The organism is Pandoraea iniqua, assembly GCF_902459685.1.
Taxonomy (GTDB): Bacteria; Pseudomonadota; Gammaproteobacteria; order Burkholderiales; family Burkholderiaceae; genus Pandoraea; species Pandoraea iniqua.
This window is the reverse complement of record NZ_CABPSF010000003.1, coordinates 583,091-602,607: the sequence shown is the minus strand read 5'-3', so window position 1 is coordinate 602,607 and position 19,517 is coordinate 583,091. Positions and strand designations below refer to the sequence as shown.

Annotated in this window: 19 protein-coding genes; 13 read left to right on the top strand and 6 right to left on the bottom strand. The window is 62.4% G+C overall.

The features are described from left to right. Positions 1–13 precede the first annotated feature (13 nt). Positions 14–1,549, bottom strand: coding sequence for an ATP-binding protein (locus PIN31009_RS13685; protein WP_150790616.1), 1,536 nt, complete (start codon positions 1,547–1,549; stop codon positions 14–16). After that, positions 1,542–2,402 (bottom strand): response regulator, encoded by an 861-nt coding sequence (locus PIN31009_RS13680; RefSeq protein ID WP_150790615.1) that lies wholly within the window; start codon positions 2,400–2,402, stop codon positions 1,542–1,544. Before PIN31009_RS13680 ends, PIN31009_RS13685 begins: the two co-directional genes overlap by 8 nt. A 189-nt stretch (positions 2,403–2,591) precedes the next feature. Between PIN31009_RS13680 and PIN31009_RS13675 the strand changes: the two genes are divergently transcribed. From PIN31009_RS13675 to PIN31009_RS13650, 6 genes are all read left to right on the top strand, one after another. Then, positions 2,592–3,755 (top strand): ABC transporter substrate-binding protein, encoded by a 1,164-nt coding sequence (locus PIN31009_RS13675; RefSeq protein WP_246185662.1) that lies wholly within the window; start codon positions 2,592–2,594, stop codon positions 3,753–3,755. A 35-nt stretch (positions 3,756–3,790) separates the two neighbouring features. Next, a complete protein-coding gene (locus PIN31009_RS13670) occupies positions 3,791–4,888 on the top strand; it encodes a FecCD family ABC transporter permease (protein WP_246185696.1) in 1,098 nt (365 codons plus the stop codon). Then, positions 4,885–5,700 (top strand): ABC transporter ATP-binding protein, encoded by an 816-nt coding sequence (locus PIN31009_RS13665; RefSeq protein ID WP_150790614.1) that lies wholly within the window; start codon positions 4,885–4,887, stop codon positions 5,698–5,700. The genes PIN31009_RS13670 and PIN31009_RS13665 overlap by 4 nt, the downstream gene beginning before the upstream one ends. A gap of 227 nt (positions 5,701–5,927) precedes the next feature. Then, positions 5,928–8,357: a TonB-dependent receptor gene (locus tag PIN31009_RS13660; RefSeq protein ID WP_150790613.1), complete on the top strand. Its 2,430-nt coding sequence runs from the start codon at positions 5,928–5,930 to the stop codon at positions 8,355–8,357. A gap of 82 nt (positions 8,358–8,439) precedes the next feature. Then, positions 8,440–9,120 (top strand): Fe2+-dependent dioxygenase, encoded by a 681-nt coding sequence (locus PIN31009_RS13655; protein WP_058378444.1) that lies wholly within the window; start codon positions 8,440–8,442, stop codon positions 9,118–9,120. 113 nt (positions 9,121–9,233) lie between these two features. Then, positions 9,234–10,118 carry a helix-turn-helix domain-containing protein gene (locus PIN31009_RS13650; RefSeq protein ID WP_150790612.1) on the top strand — a complete coding sequence of 295 codons (885 nt, stop codon included), beginning with the start codon at positions 9,234–9,236 and terminating at the stop codon, positions 10,116–10,118. A 19-nt stretch (positions 10,119–10,137) separates the two neighbouring features. Here PIN31009_RS13650 and PIN31009_RS13645 read toward each other — a convergent pair whose 3' ends face one another. Then, positions 10,138–11,046: a LysR substrate-binding domain-containing protein gene (locus PIN31009_RS13645; protein WP_150790611.1), complete on the bottom strand. Its 909-nt coding sequence runs from the start codon at positions 11,044–11,046 to the stop codon at positions 10,138–10,140. A 178-nt stretch (positions 11,047–11,224) separates the two neighbouring features. Between PIN31009_RS13645 and PIN31009_RS13640 the strand changes: the two genes are divergently transcribed. Continuing rightward, positions 11,225–11,941 carry a sulfite exporter TauE/SafE family protein gene (locus PIN31009_RS13640; protein WP_150685686.1) on the top strand — a complete coding sequence of 239 codons (717 nt, stop codon included), beginning with the start codon at positions 11,225–11,227 and terminating at the stop codon, positions 11,939–11,941. Positions 11,942–12,008: 67 nt separating this feature from the next. Here PIN31009_RS13640 and PIN31009_RS13635 read toward each other — a convergent pair whose 3' ends face one another. Continuing rightward, complete coding sequence (locus tag PIN31009_RS13635) at positions 12,009–12,578, bottom strand: YdeI/OmpD-associated family protein (RefSeq protein WP_150790610.1); 570 nt, start codon at positions 12,576–12,578, stop codon at positions 12,009–12,011. A 136-nt stretch (positions 12,579–12,714) separates the two neighbouring features. On the opposite strand from PIN31009_RS13635, the gene PIN31009_RS13630 reads away from it, so the two are divergent. The 4 genes from PIN31009_RS13630 to PIN31009_RS13615 all read left to right on the top strand — a co-directional run bounded on the left by PIN31009_RS13630 (position 12,715) and on the right by PIN31009_RS13615 (position 15,681). Next, a complete protein-coding gene (locus PIN31009_RS13630) occupies positions 12,715–13,140 on the top strand; it encodes a lipocalin-like domain-containing protein (RefSeq protein ID WP_150790609.1) in 426 nt (141 codons plus the stop codon). 32 nt (positions 13,141–13,172) lie between these two features. Beyond that, positions 13,173–13,964 (top strand): nucleotidyltransferase domain-containing protein, encoded by a 792-nt coding sequence (locus PIN31009_RS13625; RefSeq protein ID WP_150790608.1) that lies wholly within the window; start codon positions 13,173–13,175, stop codon positions 13,962–13,964. Positions 13,965–14,035: 71 nt separating this feature from the next. Then, a complete protein-coding gene (locus PIN31009_RS13620; protein ID WP_150790607.1) occupies positions 14,036–14,833 on the top strand; it encodes a hypothetical protein in 798 nt (265 codons plus the stop codon). A 566-nt stretch (positions 14,834–15,399) separates the two neighbouring features. Next, a complete protein-coding gene (locus PIN31009_RS13615; protein ID WP_150790606.1) occupies positions 15,400–15,681 on the top strand; it encodes a hypothetical protein in 282 nt (93 codons plus the stop codon). Positions 15,682–15,803: 122 nt separating this feature from the next. Here the strand turns inward: PIN31009_RS13615 and ftrA are convergent, their stop codons facing one another. Further along, positions 15,804–16,778 (bottom strand): transcriptional regulator FtrA, encoded by a 975-nt coding sequence (gene ftrA, locus PIN31009_RS13610; RefSeq protein WP_150790605.1) that lies wholly within the window; start codon positions 16,776–16,778, stop codon positions 15,804–15,806. A gap of 126 nt (positions 16,779–16,904) precedes the next feature. Between ftrA and PIN31009_RS13605 the strand changes: the two genes are divergently transcribed. Next, entirely contained in the window at positions 16,905–17,324 is a 420-nt protein-coding gene (locus tag PIN31009_RS13605) for a rhodanese-like domain-containing protein (protein WP_150790604.1), read from the top strand. Between the two features lie 134 nt (positions 17,325–17,458). Further along, positions 17,459–18,076, top strand: coding sequence for a LysE family translocator (locus tag PIN31009_RS13600; RefSeq protein ID WP_150790890.1), 618 nt, complete (start codon positions 17,459–17,461; stop codon positions 18,074–18,076). Positions 18,077–18,213: 137 nt separating this feature from the next. Here PIN31009_RS13600 and PIN31009_RS13595 read toward each other — a convergent pair whose 3' ends face one another. Beyond that, entirely contained in the window at positions 18,214–19,425 is a 1,212-nt protein-coding gene (locus PIN31009_RS13595; RefSeq protein WP_150790603.1) for a YbfB/YjiJ family MFS transporter, read from the bottom strand. Positions 19,426–19,517 lie beyond the last annotated feature (92 nt).

The following is a 19,517-nucleotide window of genomic DNA, read 5'->3' as shown; positions in this document are numbered from 1 at the left end:
CGTTGCCGGCGGATCAGCCTGCATCAGGTCCGTCGATCGGCAGACTCAACACGGCGCGCAGTCCGCCGCCGGGACGGTTGGAGAGCATGAGCGTGCCGTCGTGGGCTTGCGCAATGGTGCGGGCGATGGCCAGCCCGAGGCCCACGCCGTCGACGCCTTCCGAAATTTCCTGCATGTCGGGTGTGAGCGTTGCGGCGTCGGCGGCCGGTATGTCACGACGCGCCGCCCCGGTCCGGACAAACGGCTCAACCGCTGCGGCCAGCGCTGCCTCCGGAATGCCGGGTCCCCGGTCATCGACAACGATTTCCAGATGCGTGCCTTGCGGTGACAGATTGGCCGAGAGCCGGCAGCCGCCGGCATATCGCACGGCGTTATCGACCAGATTCTGTAAGCAACGTCGCAGCGTGCGCGGATACCCGCGCACTAGTCCCGCGCCACCGGCCGTGCTTTGCTCGCGCACGCGCACATCGCCACCCGTCTCGCGGGCATCTTCGGCGACGGCGCGAAGGAGTGCGTCGATATCGACGTCGCGTAACGCTTCGCCACTCGGCACGCCACGCACGTGATCGAGCGACGCGGCAATCATCGCTTCCATCTCCATCAGATCGTGACGAAAGCGTTCGCGCTGCTTCGGTTCGGCAAGCGTTTCCGCGCGCAGCCGCAGTCGCGTGAGCGGCGAGCGCAGATCGTGTGACACCGATGCCAGAAACGCCGTACGTGCCTGCATGGCATCGATCAGGCTGCGTTGCATCGCATTGAATGTTTGCGCCGCGCGTTGCACTTCGGCGGGGCCGGTCTCGTCGAGCGGCGGACTGTGAATATCCCGGCCAAGCCGGTCGGCGGCGGCCGACAAGCGCGCGAGCGGCCGCAGAGCAATCCGCACCGCGACCACGGCGATGAGCACCACCGCAAGAATGCGCATCAGATAAATGCGCACGAAGTAATCGGCAAACGCGGCACCGGGGCGCAGATCGAGCCCGGCTTGTCCGGCCACGACGGCAACCGACAACCACTGGCCGTCGCGAAGTTTCACGTCGGCTGCGAGATGCGCGGTGGGGGCGTGCGCGCGCAGCAGGGTGGCGAGTGTGAGTGGTTCGCTGGCGTCGTCGTAGAGCACGACGGGGCGGGCAACGAACGGGTGATCGGGGCCGAGTTGCGCTCGTAGCACACCGTCGAATAAGTCATCCGAAAAGTGCTCCATGGCGTGTGCAGGCGCAGGCGCATCGATGGGGCGCACATCGATACCCGCTGCGCGCAGACGCGCCATCAGCGCGGCACGCTCGGTCACCGGCACCACGTCGAACAGTTTGACCGCATCGGCGATGCGCGCGCCGCCGGTCCGTACCGGCACTTCGGCCACGCGGCCATAGCGGGCGTCGAACCAGACCGTGCCCGTCACCAACTGCGTGGCGAGCATGCCGACCACCAGAATCAGCGCGAGCCGGCCCGAGAGTGTGCGTGGCCAGCCGAGCCAGCGGACATAGCGGCCTGCGCGGCCAGAGGCAGGCGTGTCGCGCACGGCAGACGTCTTGTGCGGCAAGTCAGACACTGGCACTCACCACGTCTGCCGCGAGCATGTAGCCCTCGTTACGCACCGTGCGAATCAGCGGCGAAGGCCGCGCGCGGGTATCGAGATGCGCGCGCAGGCGGCTGATGCAGACATCGATGGCGCGGTCGTTGGCAGCGCCGTGCCGTCCGAAGGCGCAATCGAGCAGAAAGTCGCGCGAGAGCGGGCGATGCGGATGCATCACGAGTGCCTGCAACGTGCGGTAATCCGAACCGCCTAACGTAATCACGCGGCCCTCGGGCGAGATGAGCTGGCGCGCGAGCGTATCGAGGCGCCAGCCGTCGAAATCGAAGAACGCGGCTTGCGCGCGCGATGGTGTGGGCGTGGCGGGCGCGCCAACGGGTGTCTGCTCGGGGCTTGCGCGGCTCGCCGAGGCTTGCGGCAACGCCGGCACGTGTCCCGTGCCGCCCGCAGGCAAGCGCGGCCCTCGCCGCAGGATGGCTTTTACGCGCGCGAGCAATTCGCGCGGGTCGAAGGGTTTGGGCAGGTAGTCGTCGGCACCGACTTCGAGGCCGACGATGCGGTCGAGCAGGGTGCCGCGCGACGTGAGCATGATCACCGAGACATCGCCGCGCGCGTGCAATTGGCGGCACAGCGACAGGCCGTCTTCACCGGGCAGCATCAGATCGAGCACGACCACGTCGACACTCGTCTGCGACAGCTGTGCCCACATTTGTTGACCATCGGCCGCGGTGAGCACGTCGAGGCCCGCGTCACGCAGGTAATCGGAAAGCAGATCGCGAATCTGCGGATCGTCGTCAACGACCAGCAAACGGGAGTGGGTGGCGCGGGCGGCAGGGCGCGACGTCGCGCTGGGCGGAAGGGCGGAGGGCATCACGGCGATACGGCAAAGAATGGCAGTCTACCGGCGCGCGCCGTCCTTGCGCGCACCGCCCACACATCGATACATCTCAATACAAACCAATACATAACGACATCCCGTCAACACGAAGCCAACACACCCCGGCGCTACATTTTAATGGAAATGAGAATTGTTATTAATTCAACGCCGGGTGTCACCGTTATGCCGAAGTTTTCCCTTGAGTTCATGCGTTCGTTGCGCGCTGCGACGATTGCGCTTGCCACGTCACTTGTCACGGCATTTGCTGCGATGGTCATTGCGTCCCCCGCGCAGGCTGGCGAGACCGTGACCGACATGGCGGGGCGTCAGGTCACGCTGCCCGACCACGTCAACCGCATTCTGCTGGGCGAAGGACGTTTGCTCTATGCCGTGGCGCTGCTCGAAGGCAAGCAGCCGTTGGCGCGCATTGTCGGCTGGCAGGGGGAGTTGCAGTCGCTCGACCCGCAGACGTGGCAGCAGTACGAGAAAGTGTTCCCGCAGATCGACACGATCCCGAAGATCGGCCAGTCGTCCGAGGCGACCGTCAGTGCGGAAAAGGCGCTGGCCCTCAAACCCGATCTGGCGATCTTCAGCATCGGCGGCCATGGCCCCGGGCGTCACAACGCGCTGGTGAAAGAGTTCGCCGCCGCCGGGGTGCCGGTCATCTTCGTGGATTTCCGTCAGCAGCCGCTCGAAGACACCGTCCCGAGCCTGCGCCTGATGGGCAAGGCGATGCAGCGCGAAGCGCAGGCCGAGGCGTACATCTCGCTGTACCAATCGCATCTGAAAGCCGTGCGTGACGCGGTGGCGACCATTCCGGACAGCGCGCGCCCGAAGGTATTCGTGCAGATGCTCGCGGGTGTATGGCCCGGCTGCTGTCATACGGTCGGCCGCGGCAATATCGGCGAATTCGTCGATGCCGCCGGCGGCAAGAACATTGCCGGCGATCTCCTGCCGGGCGTGATCGGCGACCTCAACTTGGAACACGTACTGGCGGCCCAGCCTGACGTCTACATCGGGACGGGCACGCGCGGCAATGCGAGCCAGCTGCGCATTCACGTCGGGGCCGAGACGACGGCGGCCGACGCCCGGGCATCGCTCGACGCGTTCGTGAAGACGCCGGGCATCGCATCGATCAAGGCGGTGCGTGAAGGCCGCACGCATGGCCTCTGGCACAACTTCTACGATTCGCCCTACAACATCGTGGCCGTAGAGGCGATGCTCAACTGGTTCTACCCGGGACGTTTCCCGCAGATCGACGCCAACGCCACATTCACCGAGATTCATCAGCGCTTTCTGGCGGTGCCGTATCACGGCACGTACTGGGTCGACGGAGACAAGCCGTGAGTCTGGCCGGAGAGATGTCCAACGTGGCGAATGAGATGAACGTGGCGCCTGTGCCCGCAACCTCGGCGAAGCTGGCCGCGGAAGACGCGCTGCAAGCCCGTATCGCAAGCGGCTATCGCCAGCTCAATCTGCGCCGCGCGCTGTGGCTGGTTGCACTGGCGGGATTGATCGTGTTGGCGCTGGCGATGGACTTCACGCACGGGCCGTCGGCGCTGGGCTGGCGCGATCTTTGGCGCACGCTTGTCGCACCTGCGACGGCGAGCCCCGATGCGCAGGTGATCGTCTGGCAAATCCGTTTGCCCTACGCGCTGATGGCCGTACTCGTCGGCGGTTCGCTGGGGCTGGCGGGGGGCGAGATGCAGACCATTCTCGACAACCCGCTCGCGAGCCCGTACACGCTGGGCGTGTCGGCGGCAGCCGCGTTCGGTGCGGCGCTGGCCATCGTGCTGAATCTGCATGTGCCCGGCGTGCCGGATAGCTGGGTCGTGCCGGTCAACGCGTTTCTGTTTGCGCTGGCGTCGGCGTTGATTCTCGACGGTGTCGCGCGCTGGCGCGGACTGCCGACGTCCGGCGTAGTGCTCATGGGCATTGCGCTCGTGTTCGTGTTCCATGCGCTGGTGTCGCTCATGCAGTTCGTGGCGACTGAAGACGCGTTGCAGGGCCTCGTGTTCTGGACGCTGGGCAGCCTCACGCGCAGCGACTGGACGCAGGTGCGGGTGCTTGCCGCCGTGCTCGCGATCATGGCCGTGTTCGCGTGGCGTCAATCGTGGGCCATGACGGCGTTGCGACTGGGCGAAGAGCGCGCAGCGAGTTTCGGCATTCGTGTGGGGCGTCTGCGGCTCATGACGCTCATGCGCGTGTCGCTGCTCTCGGCATTGACGGTCTCGTTCGTCGGCACCATCGGCTTCGTCGGCCTCGTGGCGCCGCATATCGCGCGGGGGCTGTTCGGTGAAGATCATCGCTTCTACCTGCCGGGTTGCGTGATCGTCGGCGCACTGGTGATGTCGCTCGCGTCGATTGCGTCGAAAACGCTGTTGCCGGGCGTGATTATCCCGGTCGGCATCGTCACGGCGCTGGTGGGTATTCCGTTCTTCCTCGTGATTGTGGTGCGCGCCAGCGGGAGGTCGTTATGAACGCGAGCGCGCAGTCTCTTGCGTTGTCGGCGCGCGATATCGACGTGTCGATTGGCCGCCGTCACATCCTGCACGGCGTGTCGCTGCCTGCGCTGGCAGCAGGGTCGGTCACGGCATTGCTAGGCCCCAACGGTTCAGGCAAGTCGACGCTGTTGCGCACGCTGGCGGGGCTTGTCTCCGGTCGTGGCGAGGTGACTTTCGGCAATGAGGTATTGCATCGATGTACCGGCCGCGCCCCGGCGCGCGATGTGGTTTATCTGCCGCAGGCATTGCCCGCTGGTGTGCACCTGCGGGTGCTCGAATCGGTACTCGCGGCGGGGCATGGCGCGCGTCATGCGTCGCGCGAATCCACGAGTGCGATGGCGCCCACCCCGGCCGTCGTCATGACATTGCTCACCCAACTCGGTGTGGAAGCGCTCGCGATGCGCTTTCTCGACGAACTCTCCGGCGGTCAGCGGCAATTGGTCGGGTTGGCGCAAGCGCTCATTCGCGCGCCGCGCATCTTGCTGCTGGATGAACCGCTCTCGGCGCTCGATCTGCATCACCAGTTTCAGGTCATGCGATTGATCGCGCGGGAGACAGCGGCACGCCGCATGGTGACCGTCGTGGTCATGCATGACTTGTCGATTGCGATGCGCCACGCGCATGCCGCCGTGTTGCTGCGCGAGGGGCGTGTGGTCGCGGCCGGGGACGTCGGCGATGTCGTCACTGCCGAGGCCATCGCACAAGTGTTCGACGTGCAGGCGCGCGTGGAGCGCTGCTCGCGCGGTTTGCCGCAACTGATCGTGGACGACGTCGTGACTCCGGTCTAGACGCGCGTCCGTGACCCCGACGCGGCCCACCGGTCTCTCGCACCGGTGTGTCCGGCTCAAGCCTGCCCAGCCATAGCGCCACGCCGGCCGCGTCGGTCTTTCCTGTCTGTCCAACGTTGACCCAAGAGGTCAGAAACCCGCTTGAGGCGCGATTCACGATTCCCGATACGCGCCCCTCGCGGGCGGGGACGCTTTTTGCCTGTTCATCTCATAACGCACAACACCAGATGAAGTACCTGAACCCGTCGAATTCCCGTCTGAACACGCGACTAACACTGGCAGCGGCACTCGCTGTCGCGTCGCTCCATGCTGCCGCACAAACATCGCCAGCGTCGCAGACGCCGCAGGCCGGTAGCAACGCCAGCACGTCGGCACCTGCTGCGCCTGCTGCCACTCTGCCGGCGGCCGTCGGCGGCGTCATGTTGCCCGCTACGTCGGTCACTGCGACCGTCGATGCCCCTTACAAGGCCGAATCCGTCTCGTCGTCGAAGTACACCGCACCGCTGCGCGATATTCCACAAAGCATCACCGTCGTGCCGAAGGCCGTGCTCGACGAGCAGAACGCGCAGTCGCTGCAAGACATTCTCAAGAACGTGCCCGGCATCACCTTCATGTCGGGCGAGGGCAATCTGGGCTGGGGCGATCTGTTCTCGATTCGCGGTTTTTCGGGAGAGCAGAGCATCACCATCGACGGCGTGCGCGACGCAGGGCTATCGAGTCGCAACGACACCTTCGACATCGACCGGGTGGAAGTCTACAAAGGCACCGGCTCGGTGGAGTCGGGTGTGGCGGCGCTGGGCGGCTCGGTGAATCTCGTGACGAAAGAGGCCGAACTGGGTAGTTTCTACCGCTCGTCGTTCGGGTTGGGCAGCGACAGCTACCGCCGCATGACGGCGGATCTGAACCAGCAGTTGGGCGACTCGACGGCGTTGCGCCTGAACCTGATGTCGCATCACAACGGCGTGGCCGGGCGCGATGAGGTGAACAACGACCGCTACGGCCTCGCCGCGTCGCTGGGTCTGGGGCTGGGCACGAGCACCCGCGTGTTCCTCGACGTATTCCATCAGAAAGACAACAACGTGCCCGACACCGGCTTGCCGATTCAGCGCGGCACGGGCGGGCAGGTCATGCCGGGGGTGAAAACCAGCAACTGGTACGGTGCCGCCGGCATCTACACGCAGCAAACGGAAAGTACGTCGCTGTCGGGACGCGTCGAGCACGACTTCAACGACACCACGCGCGTGCGCAGTCAGTTGCGCTGGCAGCAGACCGACAACTTCTCGGTGCTTTCGCCCGCCCGATTCTTCGCGGCCAATGCCGATGGCAGCAAGACCTGCACGGGCACGCGCTGCGCCACGCTCGGGTATAGCGGCGCAGGCCCGTTGTCGAACATCGGCGGGGTCAACGCCTATACCAACTACGGGCTGACGTCGCCGGGCTACGGCATTTTGCGCGGCAGCAACTTCGGCAATTCCACGCGGTATCAAATTCTCGACAATCAGACCGATCTGCGTTTCACGGCGTACACGGGGCCGTTCAAACATGACGTCGTGACTGGCTTCGAGTTCTATCGCGAGACTTACGGCGGGCTGCCGCGCGCGGCCTACGTGCCCGCGGGCGACATGTTCTTCAATCTGGCGAACCCGTCCAACGCATTTGCCGGCACGTGGTCGATGGAAGGCACCAACCAATCGCGCTCGGTCGTGAACGACGCCGCCCTGTTTGCGAGCGACACCATCACGTTATCGAAACATTGGCAGGTGCTGACCTCGCTGCGCTACGACCGTTGGCGGGCCGAAACCACGGCGGCGAGCGGTGGCGCTACCACGTCGAGCACTGACGGCGCATGGAGCGGGCGTGCCGGGTTGGTTTACAAGCCGGTGGAGCCGGGCAGCATCTACGTGTCGTACAGCCGCGCCACCCAGCCCACGGCCATCGGCGCGAGCACGAACAACCTGATTTACGGGACGGCCACGACCAACAACTACACGCCGGCCACGTCGCAGACCTATGAGTTGGGGACGAAGTGGGATCTGGCGGGTGGTGCGCTGGGCGTGACGGCGGCGCTGTTCCGCACGGAGTTGAGCAATTCGTGGGAATACACGAGCGACGACACGTCGCCGGTGCGCGCATTGCCGGCTAAGCGTGTCGACGGGATCGAACTCGGCATGCAGGGCAACATCACGGACAAGTGGTCCGTATTTGCGGGCGTGACGCGCATGTGGAGCCGCATCACCAAGGGCGCTAACGAGGGCGCGGAAGCGGCCAACGTGCCCGACTGGAGCGGTTCGCTGTGGACTTCATACAAAGTCACGCCGGATCTGTCGCTGAGCTATGGCGTGCAGTACGTGGGCCGTCGCCGTTACACCGACAACGCTTACGTGGGCGGTCAGAACAACAACAGCAGCTACGCGCAGGGCCCATCGGGCGTGTATGCCATCTACGTGAAGGATGGCGAGAAGGCGCCGAGCTATTGGGTGCACAACTTGGCGGCGCGCTATCGCGTGAACCGTCACGTGCACGTCAACGTGAATCTCGACAACGTGTTCAACAAGTTCTACTTCTCGCGCATCGGGGCGTCGCTCGACGGCTTCCAGCTTTACGGCGTACCCGGGGCAGGGCGCACCGTGACGGTGAGCGCGGATATTGCGTTTTGAGCGTGTTTTGACCACGTAGTGAGTGCGATGGCGCTTGCCTGGCGGCGGGGGCCATCGCGTGGGATTGCAGGAGAGCAGCAACATGATGATCGAGATTCCCGGCGTTTTCAGCCGTGACGAAGCGCGCCAGTTGTGCGAGCAATTGCAGGCGCAGTCGTGGGTGGACGGCAAGGCCACGGCCGGCATGCAGTCGGCGCAGGCGAAGGAAAACCGCCAACTGGCCGAAGACGACCCGTGGGCGCGGCGTATCGGCGAGGAGATACTGCGCCGCCTGAGTCAGGACGCGGTGTTCATGTCGGCGGCGTTGCCACGCCGCATCTATCCGCCGCTGTTTAATCGGTACGAAGGCGGCGAGGCGTTCGGGTATCACGTCGACAACGCCGTGCGCGGCATCAAGGGCGTGCGCGAGCGCGTGCGCACCGATCTGTCGGCGACGCTGTTTTTGGCGGAACCGGATAGCTACGATGGTGGCGAGTTGGTGGTGCGAGACAGCTTCGGCGAGCGCGCCGTCAAGCTGCCGGCGGGCCACATGGTGCTGTATCCGGGGACGAGTGTGCACAAGGTCAATCCGGTGACACGAGGGGTGCGGCTCGCGTCGTTCTTCTGGATCGAGAGCCTGATCCGGGAGGACGCGCAACGCAGCGTGTTGTTCGACATGGACATCGCGATCCAGCGGCTCACCCAGCAGGGCGCTGATGGCGATTCGCTCGTGCAACTGACGGGCAGTTATCACAACCTGCTGCGGATGTGGGCTGACGTCTGACCGGGCGGCCTGTTGGGGCAGGCAATCCGGCGGTGTTATTTGCCCGTTCTGAGCCGCCGATGGCGACGGGGTCATACCGGCGAGGTCGACGCGCTCCGGTGTAAAGTAGCGGGATGGATTTCCGTTCCGTTCCGCCCTCCCGGCCCACCAAGCCATTTCGCAATGCCCCGGTGTACTGGCGCTCGTCGCTCGTGCCCGATGGCGATATGGTGACGGCCGAGTACAACGACCACACCTTCGCGCCGCATTGGCACGATGCGTACACGTTCGCGTGCATTGTGGCGGGCGCGGAGCGCTACGACTATCTGGGCGGCGAGCACGTGGCCGATGCCGGCTCGGTGGCGATCATTCACCCGGGCGAAGTGCATACCGGCGCGCGGGAGACTGACTTCGGCTGGCGTTATCGAGTGTTCTATCTGCCGGTTGGCTTCGTGAAGGGCGTGCAGCAGCAACTGGCGAGTCCGGTGGCCGGGCTGGCTTCGCCTGACGAGGCGCTGCCGTGGTTCGGGGAGAACGTCGTGCGTGATGCGCAGGCCATGCAGCGCTTGCTGGCGGCGCATCGTCTGCTGGAGGCGCAGGCCGATCCGCTGGCCGCCGAACATGCGCTGGTCGATGCGGTGTCGATGATGTTGTCGCGTCATGCGCAGTTGCGCATCCCGACCCTGCCGGTTCATCGTGACGCCGTGCGTGTCGAGACCATGAAGGCACGGCTGTCGGCTGACCTGACGGAACCGCTGACGTTGACCACACTCGCTGAGGCGGTGGAGCTTTCACCGTTTCACGCGGCGCGTCTGTTTTCGCGGGAAACGGGGTTGGCACCGCATGCTTGGCGCAATCAACTGCGTGTCGCGCGCGCGTTACCGGCGCTGCGTAACGGGGCTTCCGCAACGGAGGTCGCGCTCGCGCAGGGGTTTAACGACTTGTCTCACTTCACCCGATATTTCCGGCGCGCCTTCGGGGTATCGCCCGGCAAATGGCGTGAAGGGGATGGAACGTAAGGTTGCGAGCGCGGATGGCTCACGCCGTTGATTGTCCTGCGGCGGCCTCATGAACCCACGCGAGAAAGTCGTGCAACGGCCGTGACTTATCGGCATCGCGCGGCACGAGCGTGACGTAGGTTGCGCCTCCCGCCTGAATCTCCGGAAACGGCATGACGAGCCGGCCGCTGGCCAGTTCCCGGTCGAGTGTCGGGGTGCAACCGATGCCGATACCCAGTCCGTCGAAAACTGCCTGCAAGCTCACGTGGTAGTGATCGAAGCGATGAAAGCGCACCGGACGCACCTCCGGCACACCCGCCGCATTCAACCAATCCTCCCAAGCCCCGACCCGCGTCTGCGTGGCGACGAATGCGTGCTTCGCGAGATCCTTCAGCCGTCGAAGCGGCTGCGTCTGCAATAGCGACGGCGACGCGACGACACTTGCGCGCTCGGTGAACAACGGTGTTTTCTCGTAAGGCTGCCACTCAGCCCCCGGTGGTGGATCACGCCGGATGGCCACGTCGAAACCGCCCCGGAACGCCGGATCGGCACTGCTCGACGTCGTCACGACGATTTGCACGTCGGGGTGTGCGGCATGAAAGGCGGGCAGCCGCGCCATCAGCCAATGCATTGCGAGCGTCGTCTGCGCATTCACACGAACGGTACGGGTCTGCGGTGCCTTGCCGAAGCGCAGCGCGGCGTCGCCGATACGGTCGAACGCTGCGCTGATTTCAGCGGCGAAAGCACGGGCGTGATCGGTGGCGACGTTGCGCTGGCCTTGCCGAACAAATAACTGCTGACCGAGCCAGTCTTCGAGCAGGGCAATCTGACGACTCACGGCGCCGTGCGTGATCGACAGCTCCTGCGCGGCCGCACTCAGACTGGGCGCGCGGGCGGCGGTTTCGAAAACGCGCAGAGCATTCAACGGGGGCAATTGGCGGCGAGACATCGTGAGCTCACAGAATGGGCAGCCATCGGGCCGAACTGTGACTTTTTATCACGGAAATGCTGTAATTTTGTCGATAGTGTGACGAATCATCATGCTTTATCGTTACCGGATTGCGGACAACAACACACGGATGGCAGCGGGCATGTTCGAAGGACTCGTGGCAGGACACGCGTGGGGCATGGTGATGGTGGCGCTGGTCGGCACCTTAGCGGGGGCGGTGAGCGGGGTAGTGGGCACGGGTTCGTCGATGATGTTGCTGCCGGTGCTGGTGTACACGTACGGCCCGAAGCAGGCCGTGCCGATCATGGCCGTGGCGGCGATTATCGGCAATGTTTCGAAGGTGCTGGCTTGGTGGCGGGAGATCGACTGGCGCGCTGTGCTGGCCTATTCCCTGCCGGGGGCACCGGCGGCGGCATTGGGGGCGCGCACCCTCTGGAGTTTGCCGGCCACGGCTGTCGATATCGCGCTCGGCACGTTCTTCATTGCGATGGTGCCCGTGCGGCATTGGCTGCGTCGGCGGCAGTTCAGGCTGGGCGTCTGGCAGTTGGCCGTGGTGGGCGCGGTCATTGGCTTTCTCACCGGTATCGTGCTTTCTACGGGGCCATTGAGTGTGCCGGCGTTTGCGGCGTATGGCTTGTCGGGGGGAGGGTTTCTAGGCTCGGAGGCCGCCAGTTCGATGTTGATTTACGTGGCGAAGGTGCTGATGTTCTCCGACCTTGGCGCGCTGCCGCCACAGGCGTGGGCCAACGGACTGATCGTCGGCATGGCGCTGATGGCTGGGACGCTGCTGGGCAAGCGGTTCGTGCTGGGGTTGCCGCCGCAGGTGTTTCAACGGTTGCTGGACACGATGTTGGTGGTGTCGGGAGGCGTGATGTTGAGTGCGGCGTGGCGGTGAGCGTTGTTTAGAAGAATAAACGCGGCGAATGAACGCGGTAAATAAACGCGGTGACTGAGATTCTGACTTACGGATGAATGGTTTCGCCGCGACTCAGCATCCCGATGAACTCTTCGATCTTGCGTGCGCGTGTTGCGGGTTTTTTGACGCTCTGTATCCGGAACAGAATGGCGTAGCGATTTTGGCCGCTCAGCGTCGCAAAGCACGCGCTGGCCTTGGGGTTGGCATCCAGTGCGGCTTGCAAGTCGTCCGGCACCACTGAGTTTCGGGCCGACGTATAGGCAGCCTCCCAGCGGCCATCCGCTTTGGCCTTCTCGATTTCGCGCATGCCGGCAGGAAGCATTTTGCCTGCGGCAATCAGCGTTTCGGCCCGGGCTGTGTTGATCTTCGACCAGATGCTTTTTGGCGTGCGTCGAGTGAAGCGTTGCAGCCAATATTCATCACTTTCCGACTGCTTTTGACCGTCGATCCAGCCATGACAAAGGGCGCTTTCGAGCGCCTGTTCGTAAGTCACGGTAGGGCGGCCGGCGCCCTTTTTGGCGAAGCGCAGCCATATTCCCGACGAGGTGTCGCCGTTTTGCGCCAGCCAATGCTCCCAATCATTCTGGTCGAGGAATGTCAGACGAGGCTCTGTCATGGTGTGATTCGCTTCTTTGGAAGCAGACTGCGGGGGCTTTATCGCTCGTTGAAGGCCTATAGATTACCGATTCGCGTGGCAACTTGCCCAACGTTCGACGGGTGAGTAAATTGAGCGAGTGACTATGGGAGGGAATATGTCTGCGTTCGACACCAAGCTTCACGGCTCTTGGCAGTTGGTTTCATTTGAAACTGAACTACAAGATTCAAAAGCGCGCGCTCAACCGTGGGGCGCCGATCCGAATGGGTACTTAATGTTCGGTACCGATGGGCGAATGATGGTGCTGATCACGGCAAACTCGCGGGAGCCGGGCACGTCCAATGAGAAACTGGCTGGGCTCTTCCTTACCGCGATGGCCTATACCGGGCGATATCGGCTGGAAGCGGACAGGTTCATCACGAAGATTGACGCATCTTGGAATGAGGCGTGGAACGGCACCGAGCAGGAACGCTTGTACAAGCTCACTGGCGATACGCTCGAAGTTTGGACGGCGTGGATGCCGAACCCGATGGTAGAAGGAAATCCCATTGGAAGGGGGATTCTCCGGTTTCGGCGCGAGTAGGTTTTCTGTACCTAAGGTGTTGATCGATACAAATGGAAAACGTGAAAGACGCTCATCCCGTACTGACAATCGGAGTGCTTGGCGATAGTCCGATTCAACCGGCGTTCGAAGCCCTTGTCGCGGATGCTTGTGAATCTATGCCATCAGCACTGGATGACCTGCTGGATGGTTTATATCTCTACGGCAGCGTCGCACGTGGCTGCGCAGTACCGGGGCAGTCGGATCTGGACCTGACCCTTGTGCTTTCGCGCCAACCATCAGCGCAGGAGCGCGAGCGTATCGAGGCACTGCGCCGGGATCTTGAAGCGCGCCACCGTGAGGTCGCAAAAATCGACTTCGACATTGGGGTACGCGCGGACGTGTTGAATCCGGCCAATTTATACAGTTGGGGATATTGGTTGAAGCATGAGTGCCGATGCGTTCATGGAAATGACCTTTCCCAGCGATTCGAGGCTTTTACCCCCTCGCGAGCTATTGCGGAAGGCGTTAGTGGCGACTACGTTCACGTGCTGAACGATTACGCTCACCGCATCGCCAGCGCCAGTGATCCCGCCACGGCACATCGCCTCATGAAAGAGGCTGCAAGGAAGCTGATTCGTTCTACCAATATTCTTAGGGCTGCCTCGGATTCGTCTTGGCCCCTCACGCTCGAAGCGCACGCCAGTCGGTTCTCTGCGGGGTACCCGGAAATGGCTGACAAGCTTGGTTTTTTTCTGACGCAGGCAAGAGCACCGCAAGCTTCGGCGACAACTTTCAACGCCAACCTATTGAGCTTCGTTGACTGGATGGAGCGCGAGCTTCGGCGCTTATCGACGGCGGATTAGGGCGGAGGTTGATTGGTATGAGCGACGGCGATCGGCCATAAGCGGACGTCGATGTTAGAGTGCAGTTCCGTATGCATTTCAAACTTGCACCCATGAAAATTCGCACATTCGAGTCGTTGGGGCAATACCACGATAGCTGGTCGGTCATCATTCTCTGCGCGCCGGATCAATTCCCTGAATACGATTGGGATACTCCGCCGCGCAGTCAGGCTCAGCGACTGGAAGAAGAGTTCACAAGTCTTCGAGCAGGAGCCCACTTTGCGGAGAAAAAGCTCGGGAAGCCTCGACTTATCGGCGTTTTTCATGAACTGTTGAAGATGTCACATGAAGCCTATCTGAGCGGCGATAGCACGCGCGGTGCTCACGTAATACAGGAGGCCGAGGGACTAGTTTGGCCGAGTCGCATGACGCGTCTCAAGTATGTGGTCGAGGCCGAAAAAAGAGCGTTCGGCGATATTGACTTGTTTAAGGACGTCGTCGTCTCTCCCTTCCCCTATGAGGGCGGAGAGAAGGATCTCGGTGATGTCCAGCGCAAGCTTTGGCTCTATGCTATGCGGCAGATGGACGCGCTTGTGCCCGAACCGTTCAGCGTGACCCGAACATGGGTGGCCGGCGCCAACGGTGAGATTCATCTTGTCAAAGGGCGCTCGGGAAAAAGTATTCTGGAAACCGTAAGAATCGGTGTCGAACAGGGGCAGATTCAAGGCTATGCGACAGGAACCCTGATTGGAGCCGATCTTCTTTGCGTGGACGTGGAGGAGTCCGGCAAACCACGTATCTCAGTGCGCCGATTGTCAAGGTCCGGCGAAACCCCAAAACCACGCTTCCATCTCGACGAGCCTGAGATATTCACGCGGCAGAACCTATGAGAGCACGGTTATCTAAAGTCCTGTCTCGAAGTCAGGAGCTTGGATGAGACGAAGCGCGTCTCAGAGGATCGGTCATCGGGTTCTTGTTAGGTCCGTCGCGACCGGCGGAAATCGGCCAAGAGCGGATCTAACTAACAGGCAAAATACGTGGAAATAATCTCTAATTCACCAAGCCGACGCTTTCAAGTACAGGCTGAGGTCTGGGAGGCTAAGCATTCGCTTTGGGTGTACAGCCCGAGCATTTGGGATGCAGAGCGACATCTGTACATACTTTCGTTTGAAGACAAATCTTGGTCAATGGACAAGAGCGTTTGGCTTAGCGAGAACACGGTTTATCTGGCCGTCAGGAAGTTGCCGGGAAATCATCGACCAGAACAACTGAGTGTCGATATCGACTGTGCCAAGCAACTTGCGACGATGAGTCCTGCTACACGAATGCCACTTGTGGATCTTGAGTCCGCTCTCAACAGCGCCATAACCTGGGGTTGAAGAAGGGGCAACCGAAGGCCTTATTGAAAGTCCGCAACAGGTCGCAAGCGGGCCATTGCGACCGGCGGAGATCAGCCATGAATAGTCACTCACCCATAAACATCATGGAAACTCGCGTCTTCGGAAACATACAGCACGAAGGACTTGAGGTGGTCGAACGAGAAGCTCGCTACTTTGTGCGCTATGACGCCGGTGCAAACCAGATTGCGTGGCGCGAGGACGAGATTTCCGCTGAAGAATTCGTGATGTTGAAGAGCGGTAAGGCTGGCCAATATCAATGCATCATCGGCATGCAGAAAAGGCTACGGTTACTCGGGATAGACCCATACCAACAAAACTGGGAACCGAGTGGCGTCTAACATCACGGGGCATCATCGGCTTTCCGCTTTATGACCAATGGCTGCAATGGGTCTAAAGCGACCCTTAACGAACGGTGGCCACCTTTCCGAATCGCACGCCGGACAACGTACGCCTTTACCCGTCAAACCTTCCGCGTCCGCGCGTCATGACCAAACTTCTCCCGATAGGCGGCCGGACTCGTATGGGCGATACGTCTGAAGTGTCTGCGCATCGATTCTTCCGACCCAAAGCCTGCCAACTCGGCGACGCGCAGCATCGGCATGGACGGTTGCGCTTCGAGTAACTCTCGCGCCACTGCCACGCGCTCGTGCGTCAGCCATTCGTAGGGCGCCATGCCGGTAGCGTCCTGAAAATGCCGCTGCAAGGTTCGTGGACTCATCGCCGCACGTTCGGCAAGCGAGCGCAGGGTGTGCGGTAAGGCTGGGTGTTGGCGTGCCCAGTCGATCAACTTCGCCAGACGACCGCTTTCGTCGCGCGGCATTGGTCGCGGCACAAACTGTGCCTGACCGCCCTCGCGGTGCGGGGGTACCACAAGCCGCTGGGCAACACGATTGGCTACTGCGCTTCCGTAATCCCGTCGTACCAGATGGAGGAGCATGTCGAGACCCGCCGCTGATCCCGCCGACGTAATGATCTGACCTTCGTCGACATACAGCGCCTCTGACTGCACGCGCACCTTCGGGTAGCGCTGCTGTAGTTTCTCGGCGTAGCGCCAGTGGGTCGTCACCGTCTTGCCGTCGAGCACCCCAGCCGCCGCCAATACAAATACCCCCGAACAGATCGAGCAAAGACGTGCGCCACGCCGATGGGCTGCGCGAATCTTCTTCAGCAGCGCCTCAGGCGGCACTTCGTCCGGGTCGCGCCAACCGGGCACCACGATCGTGTTAGCACTGTCGAGTCGCTTGAGCGCGTAGGGCGCAGTAATGGTGATGCCGCCGGCCGCACGCAGCGGTCCGGGCTCGATAGCGCAAACGCTGAAGCGGTACCAGTCGACGCCGAGTTCGGGGCGCTCCAGTGCGAACAATTCGGTGACGCAGCCAAATTCGAAAGTACAGAGCCGGTCATAAGCCAACGCAACGACGAGACGATTTTCCATGGCGTAATGTTACCGGATATTGTCATTTGCGACACTTATCGGCTTGACGGTGCAACAGCAAAATGAGGGTTCCCGAATCGCGCTACCCGGGCATCACGCGTACCGCACTTTCCTTCGAGCAAACTTATGTCTACCCTCAGCGAAAATAACGCCGTTACTGCCATCCCCGCCGCCGAGAGCACCGCGGCACTTGCCCACTTTCGCGCGTCACTGCAATTTGAAACCGATTGCTCCGATGTTGCCAGTGCACTGGCCAGCGGATCACCCGGCTTCGTGTTGCTCGACGTTCGAAGTCCGGCGCTGTTTGCTCGTGGCCACGTTCCTGGCGCCGTGAACTTAATGCACGGCAAGATCATCGAGTCGAAGCTCGCCGATTATTCGCACGACACACTCTTCGTCACCTACTGCGCCGGACCGCACTGCAATGGCGCAACGCGAGGCGCCATTCGGCTGGCGCAGTTGGGACGGCCAGTGAAGGTGATGATCGGTGGTGTTACCGGATGGCTCGACGAAGGTTTCGACCTTGCCGTGAGCGAGCTTGAGTGATCGATCCGAGTGGGGGGTGATGAGGGGCTTGCGCTAAAAGATCGGCGAAGAGCGGCCAGTTGTGAATTGACGCAGAATACGGGCTGAGGAAGCAGCACCGCGTTTTGTACAACCACAAACCACTGAGGCGACAAATGGTTGATTGGTCTGTTATTGCGACAGTCTTTTCTGTCTATGCGGCTAGCGCCGTCATCCCCGGGCCGAACTTTGTCGCAATCACGCACAAGGCGGTAACCGGCAAACGCGCTGATGCGCTCGCGCTTGTCGCCGGAATCGTGACGGTGAATCTGTTCTGGGCGACATGCGCCATCCTTGGCATCGGCGTTGTGTTCGCGATGTTCCCGTGGCTCGCTGTCGGCGTCAGGCTTGTTGGCGCGGCCTATCTGATCTGGTTCGGGCTGCGGCTCGTTGTGTCGGCGCGGGGAACCCCCTCGGAAGCACGTCACCCACCGAAGATGCCTCGGTTTCGCGGTGCGTTCCTGCAAGGTGTCGCGACAAATATCGCGAACCCGAAGTCCATCGCATTTTATGCGGCGGTGTTCTCTTCGGCGGTGCCCGCCCACGTTTCCACGCAGACGTTCTTCGCAATGCTGGTGACGGTCGGTGTTTCAGCGACGTGCTGGTACGGCGCCGTCGCGCTCGTGTTATCGCACGCGGCGATTGCGACGGCGTATCGCCGCGCGAAGGCATGGATTGACCTCACGTGTGGAGGGCTCATGATCGCGCTGGGAATCCGGCAGGCATTCCGGTAACAAAGCGATGCGGCTCGTCGACGATCCGACGACACCAGTACTCGACCAGAGGGGAACATGCCGCTACACCCGGATGACATCCACATTGAATCGGAACGGCTGTTGATTCGACCATTCGCACTCAGTTGTAATCAACGTCACTCACCACCCCCATCCCGCCGCGCAGCCGCTAAATTAACCACCAGCGCCACCGTCATCGCCGCACTCCCCACGACGAACAACACCGCGTAGTTGCCCTGCGTTGCAGCAAACAGAAACGACATCCCGTAAGCGGCCGCGGCCTGCAACGTTGCGAAGCTCGTTGTAGCTGTACTCCACGCGCCCTTTTGCGCGGAAGGGTGGTGCACCAGCAACTCATTCACGCGGCCAAGCACCAGCGGCACGATGCCCGGTGTGAATGCGCCCATCACCAGACTCGACACAATCAACCCCGGCAACCCAAGCCCCAACACCGGCAACAGCACCGCAACAATCTGCGAAACATACGCGACCCGCAGCGCTCGCCCGAACCCAATCCTGTCAGCCAGATGCCCCGCAAAAATCGGTCCAAGGATTGCGCCCAGCCCGTACAGCACCCAGAAATGCGCCCCGGCATCCAGCCCCTTGCCAAGACCCCGTGCCACGTAATCCACAAGAAAAATCATGTGCGGCACCAACACTACGGCATTCAGCGCGTATTCCAGATACAGCGCGCGCAGTGTCAATGAACTAGCAGGCCGACGGTGCGCATGCGCATTGGCAGCGACCGCAACAGCAGGCGTTCCCGACGGCCATCCGCGCCATCCCACGACCGAAAGTGCGAGCGAGACGATACCCAACCCGATCCACGTCTGCGAAAGACCTTGGCGCAGCAGCAGCGGCACCAGCGTGCCCGACGCCGCAATCCCCAGCCCAATGCCCGCAAAGATCGCGCCGCTCACGATGCCGCGCCGCGACGGCGGCACATGGCCCAAGACCGTCGGTGCGGCAAGCACCATCAGCACGCCGCCTGAGAACCCCGAAGCGAAGCGCCATGAGAAGAACCACAGAAACGACAGCGGCCACGCACACGCGAGAAACGCGACAGCGGTCAGCAGCATCATCGCGCGCAGGATCGTGACGGTCGACGCGTAGCGCGCAAGCGCCCGTGCACCGAGCGCCCCCGCGAGATAGCCGCCGAGATTGGCCGCGCCAAGGTACGCGGCCGTCGACGCAGCAAACCAGTGCGCGCCAATAATCGCAGGAAGCAGGGCGGTGTATGCGAAGCGGGCGAAACCGATGCCGATCAGACTGGCGCTAGCGGCAGACAGCGTGGCACGCCACGCATTGAAGGGGGCGGCTGACGTGCCGCCAAGCGTTGCGTTTTGCATGTGAACTCCGGGGCGCGCGTGGCTCATATCCCATGCCGGACCACGCGCAAAAGCGATGGAGTCAGTGTAGGTGCCGCGCGCCCGACGGAGAA

What these genes read in the sequence shown, in the direction of transcription:
- PIN31009_RS13635 (WP_150790610.1), bottom strand. Translation starts at nt 12,578, where the DNA reads ATGACAGAGCCTCGTCTGACATTCCTCGACCAGAATGATTGGGAGCAT.
- PIN31009_RS13615 (WP_150790606.1), top strand. Translation starts at nt 15,400, where the DNA reads ATGAATAGTCACTCACCCATAAACATCATGGAAACTCGCGTCTTCGGA.
- PIN31009_RS13625 (WP_150790608.1), top strand. Translation starts at nt 13,173, where the DNA reads ATGGAAAACGTGAAAGACGCTCATCCCGTACTGACAATCGGAGTGCTT.
- PIN31009_RS13650 (WP_150790612.1), top strand. Translation starts at nt 9,234, where the DNA reads ATGGATTTCCGTTCCGTTCCGCCCTCCCGGCCCACCAAGCCATTTCGC.
- PIN31009_RS13645 (WP_150790611.1), bottom strand. Translation starts at nt 11,046, where the DNA reads ATGTCTCGCCGCCAATTGCCCCCGTTGAATGCTCTGCGCGTTTTCGAA.
- PIN31009_RS13640 (WP_150685686.1), top strand. Translation starts at nt 11,225, where the DNA reads ATGGTGATGGTGGCGCTGGTCGGCACCTTAGCGGGGGCGGTGAGCGGG.
- PIN31009_RS13630 (WP_150790609.1), top strand. Translation starts at nt 12,715, where the DNA reads ATGTCTGCGTTCGACACCAAGCTTCACGGCTCTTGGCAGTTGGTTTCA.
- ftrA (WP_150790605.1), bottom strand. Translation starts at nt 16,778, where the DNA reads ATGGAAAATCGTCTCGTCGTTGCGTTGGCTTATGACCGGCTCTGTACT.
- PIN31009_RS13660 (WP_150790613.1), top strand. Translation starts at nt 5,928, where the DNA reads ATGAAGTACCTGAACCCGTCGAATTCCCGTCTGAACACGCGACTAACA.
- PIN31009_RS13600 (WP_150790890.1), top strand. Translation starts at nt 17,459, where the DNA reads ATGGTTGATTGGTCTGTTATTGCGACAGTCTTTTCTGTCTATGCGGCT.
- PIN31009_RS13680 (WP_150790615.1), bottom strand. Translation starts at nt 2,402, where the DNA reads ATGCCCTCCGCCCTTCCGCCCAGCGCGACGTCGCGCCCTGCCGCCCGC.
- PIN31009_RS13605 (WP_150790604.1), top strand. Translation starts at nt 16,905, where the DNA reads ATGTCTACCCTCAGCGAAAATAACGCCGTTACTGCCATCCCCGCCGCC.
- PIN31009_RS13655 (WP_058378444.1), top strand. Translation starts at nt 8,440, where the DNA reads ATGATGATCGAGATTCCCGGCGTTTTCAGCCGTGACGAAGCGCGCCAG.
- PIN31009_RS13670 (WP_246185696.1), top strand. Translation starts at nt 3,791, where the DNA reads ATGAACGTGGCGCCTGTGCCCGCAACCTCGGCGAAGCTGGCCGCGGAA.
- PIN31009_RS13620 (WP_150790607.1), top strand. Translation starts at nt 14,036, where the DNA reads ATGCATTTCAAACTTGCACCCATGAAAATTCGCACATTCGAGTCGTTG.
- PIN31009_RS13665 (WP_150790614.1), top strand. Translation starts at nt 4,885, where the DNA reads ATGAACGCGAGCGCGCAGTCTCTTGCGTTGTCGGCGCGCGATATCGAC.
- PIN31009_RS13675 (WP_246185662.1), top strand. Translation starts at nt 2,592, where the DNA reads ATGCCGAAGTTTTCCCTTGAGTTCATGCGTTCGTTGCGCGCTGCGACG.
- PIN31009_RS13595 (WP_150790603.1), bottom strand. Translation starts at nt 19,425, where the DNA reads ATGCAAAACGCAACGCTTGGCGGCACGTCAGCCGCCCCCTTCAATGCG.